The organism is Streptomyces corynorhini (genome assembly GCF_003346515.1).
Classification (GTDB): Bacteria; Actinomycetota; Actinomycetes; order Streptomycetales; family Streptomycetaceae; genus Streptomyces; species Streptomyces corynorhini.
Genome location: NZ_QQNA01000405.1, coordinates 1 through 4,041 on the forward strand (window position 1 = coordinate 1; position 4,041 = coordinate 4,041).

Below are 4,041 nucleotides of genomic sequence, written 5' to 3' on the forward strand. Positions count from 1 at the left end.
CATCTGAGCCCGTGCCCCCGTACGAAGGCGGTCGTCCGTCTTCATACGGGGGCACGGGCTCAGATGTTCACGCGCTCCGGAAAGCCACGCAGGTCACGTCGCCGCCCTGCGGCCCAGCGTCCGGTGCGAGCGGGTGACCAGCGCGGCGAGGAGGGCCGCGCCCACCGGGACGGCGATCAGCAGCATCGCCATGGTCTCCCAGGGGATGACAATCGGCACGTAGGGCACGTCAGGCGTGCCGCTCAGCGCCTCGTCGAGCGCCTCGTGGTACCAGGTCAGCTGCTCGCGCTCCTCGGTCAGCCGCAGCCCGATCGCCGGGAGCACTCCGGCCGCCGAGCCCAGCACCACACCCATCACGGCCACCACCCCGCACTGGAACCCGCTGAGCGTCCTGCGGACGCGCCCCGGAGCCCCCACCGAGGCGAGCGTCTTGAGGTCCGCCTCGGCGTCGGCCTGGGCGAGACCGGTGGCGATCCCGGCGGCGCCGATCGTGATCAGCCCGGCGAAGACCGTCAGTACCAGCAGTGTCAGGTTGTAACGGCTCGTGTAGCCCTCCTCGATGTGGACGCGCACACTGCTGCCGGTCTTGGCGATCTCGCTGTCCAGCCGCTGCTTCTGCTCGCTGCTCGGCGCCCGGTCGAGCGAGTAGTACGCACCGGCCGGCACCGTGCTGATACCGGCGGACTCGGCGGTGGCCGGGGTCAGGATCACGGAGACGCCGTACGCCTCGGGGTCGCCGGGGACCTGGTGCGCGGTGAACGACTTGAGGTCGCCCGGGGCGTCCTCGCCCTTCTCCGAGGCGCGGTCCGCCGCCTCCATGTCCGTGATCATCCGGATGCCGATCTTGCCGTCGGCGTCGACGTTCCACTTGTCGAGAGAGACGACCTGGCCGTCCGCGAGCGCCTTCTCGGCCCCCGGGTCCTTGATGCCCAGGACCTTGAGCATCTTGGCGTCGGCGACCAGCACCCCTTGGGGGATGTCGGAGTACACGTCACTGTCGTTGTTGCACCGCGGGTCCTTGGCGAGCTTCTTGCGCTCGGCCGTGCTGAAGACCTCATCCGCGCTCTTCTCGCCCGTGTCCCACAGCGGGCACGCGTTGCCCTTGGGCATGACCACTTCGTAGTAGCCGCATTCGTCGACCTCGCATTTCGGATCGCCGGCAACGATGCGGTCCACCGGGGCCTGGACATCTATGGAGAGGGCCCTCTCGAAGGCGGCGCGCACGGTCGGGACATCCCGACCGCCGTCCTCATCGAGCGTGAACGAGGCCGCGCCACCGGGCAGCTGCGCCACGTAGTCGGCCCTGGACTCCGCGTCAGTGCTCGCGGCGTACGTGGAGACCGCCACGGTGCCCGCCACCGCCGCCAGCACCGCCGCCACGGCGGGCGCCGTGCGTCCGCGGTTGCGCACGGCGTCGCGCAGCGCGAGCCGCGGCGACAGCGGCAGCCAGCGGCCCACCCTGCCGAACAGACCCACCAGCGCCGGGGTCATCGCGACGATCCCCAGCTCCGCGAGGGCACTGCCGCCCGCGACGACCGTGAACTGCTGCGACGCCACCGACCCGTACAGCGCGATCGCGCCGCCGAGCAGGAGCGCGGCCAGCCCCACGAGGGGCAGCACCCTGCTGCTCCTGCGTACGCCGCGACGGCCGGTGAGCGAGGCCAGCACGGACTGACGGGAGGCGGTGATGGCCGGGACCAGCGCGGACAGCAGACCGGTGATCACGGCGAGGAGCGCGATGCCGAGGATCTCCAGCGGCCGGAGTTCGAAGCCGCCGAAGCGCTGGCCCAGATACTCCTCCAGCACCGGGCGCAGGGCAGCGGTCAGGCCGATACCGAGCACCGTACCGACCACGGCCGAGGTGACACCGATCACCAGACCGCCGGAGAGCACGATGGCGCGGATATGCGGTCGGCCGCCGCCGTTGGCGCCCACCAGGCCGAGCTGGCGGCGCGAGCGACGGGCGCCCACGGCGAAGGCGGGGCCCGCCAGCAGGCAGATCTCCAGCATGGCGAGACCGACCACCGTGGCCAGGATGGCCAGTTCAGTGGTGCTCGCCCCCTCGCTCATCTCCCAGTTCTGATAGTCGTCCAGCTGGAGAAGGGGCACATCCGCGTCGGCGGGCGGATTCAGGACCACGGCACGTGACGTGACCACGATGCCCTTGGTGTTGGCCTCCTGCACCATGTTCCACGTGAAACCATCGCCCGTGCTCACCAGCAGAGTGGTGTCCACCTGCGGGGTCGGCAGTCCGTCGGCCCGCAGCGCTTTGGCGAGCGGAGCGATGAGCGCGCCGGGCAGCGCGTTGATCTGTTCGGTGTCGAGAGCGCTGGGCAGCTCGTACGAGCCGACGATCCGGTAGTCCGCGTCGAGGCCGCGCGCCGTGAGCTTGGAGCCCACCTTGAGACCGCTGTTCTTCAGGAACTTGGTGGTCGCGGCGACCTCGCTGCCCTTCTCCGGGAAGCGCCCGCCCTTGAGCGTCATGATGCCCCGGGCCATGGGATCCGCGGCCTTCAGCTCGTGGATCTCGGCGTTCAGCAGCCCCTGCGTGGTGTGGACCTTCGCGCTCGACGTGCTCTTCTCCAGGACGCGGGCGCCCGCGGGGACGGCTTTGGCGAGGTCCGTCGGTCCGTCGGGCCACGGCTTGTCGTCGAAGGATCCCTTCGGCCGGTAGTCGATGCCGTCCGGCTTCTGGAGGATCGCCGTTCCGCCGAGCGAGGGATCGGCGAACTGCGCGTCCGCGGCGCCGATCTCCCGGTTGAGGCTCTCGCCGGTCGACAGCTCCGCGCTGCGCATGGTCAGATCCATGGCGCTCACGCCGACGATGGGCAGGGCGATCATCGCGAGGACCAGGAAGCTGCGCCCCTTGAAGCGCCAGGCGTCGCGGCGGGCTATGCGTACGGCGGCGCGCCAGGCGTTGAACCAGGTCTTCACAGCTCGGCCGCCTGCCCGCTGAGCAGGGACTCCGCGTCGCTGCGCAGCGTCTGGTCGACGACGGCGCCGTCGCGCAGGAACACCACCCGGTCCGCCCAGGCGGCGAAGCGCGGTTCGTGGGTGACCAGGATGCCCGCGGCGCCCGCGTCGCAGCGGCTGCGGAGCAGGGCGAGGACGGACTCGCCGGTCTCGGAGTCCAGCGCGCCGGTCGGCTCGTCCGCGAGGACCAGTCGGCGGTCACCGACGAGCGCGCGGCAGATGGCCACGCGCTGCTGCTGGCCGCCGGACATCTCGTCGGGGAAGCGGTCGGCGAGCGCTTCGAGGCCCATCTCCGTGAGCGCGGCCAGGGCCTCGACGCGCGCCTTGCGCGCGGAGGTCCCGTCGAGTTCGCGGGGCAGCGCGATGTTCTCGGCCGCGGTGAGGGCGGGGATCAGGTTGTAGTCCTGGAAGACATAGCCGATGCTGCGGCGGCGCATGGCCGCGAGCTGCTTGGGGGTCGCGCTGGTGATGTCGGTGTTCTCGACGATCACCCGTCCCGAGGTCGGGGTGTCGAGGCCGCCCGCGATCGTGAGCAGCGTGGACTTGCCGGAGCCGGACGGGCCCATGACGGCGACGAGTTCGCCGGGGAAGAGGCTGAGGTTGATGCCGCGCAGGGCGTGTACCTCGGTGGCCCCGCTGCCGTGCACCCGGGTCAGCTCCTGGAGCTGGAGGACGGGCGACTGTCCGCCCGATGACCGAGGCTCCGGGTAGGGCTGCTGTGACTGATGGGGCTGCTGTGACTTGTCGGACATCGTGGTCCCCCTTGGGACGTATGCGCTGATACGTGCACATGTGAGCTGAGCTGAATGTGCGGAGAGTGGGCGAGAAGCAGAGAGTGAGAGGTGGTGGGGAGTGGGGAGTGGGAAGTGGGAAGTGGTGGGGAGTGAGAAGGGGAGAAATGGGCCGCGGAGAGCGCGGTACGAGCGGTGGCCGTGCACGGCAAGGCGCGGATGGGGGCGTGCCGAATCGGCCCGCGTCCCCTCCGGGCGGGTGTGCCGCGTGACCCCTGGCCGACGGCGGGAGCGATCTGCCGCGTGCCGTGCGGACCGTCGGCCCGGTCGGGTCCGG

At 71.0% G+C, this 4,041-nt stretch carries 2 protein-coding genes; both read right to left on the reverse strand.

The window, feature by feature from the left end; translation table 11 throughout:
- Positions 1-93: 93 nt before the first annotated feature.
- Positions 94-2,934, reverse strand: coding sequence for an ABC transporter permease (locus DVH02_RS33530; protein ID WP_114627606.1), 2,841 nt, complete (start codon positions 2,932-2,934; stop codon positions 94-96).
- Positions 2,931-3,725 carry an ABC transporter ATP-binding protein gene (locus DVH02_RS33535; protein ID WP_233518625.1) on the reverse strand — a complete coding sequence of 265 codons (795 nt, stop codon included), beginning with the start codon at positions 3,723-3,725 and terminating at the stop codon, positions 2,931-2,933. The genes DVH02_RS33530 and DVH02_RS33535 overlap by 4 nt, the downstream gene beginning before the upstream one ends.
- Positions 3,726-4,041: the final 316 nt, after the last annotated feature.

What these genes read in the sequence shown, in the direction of transcription:
- DVH02_RS33535 (WP_233518625.1), bottom strand. Translation starts at nt 3,725, where the DNA reads ATGTCCGACAAGTCACAGCAGCCCCATCAGTCACAGCAGCCCTACCCG.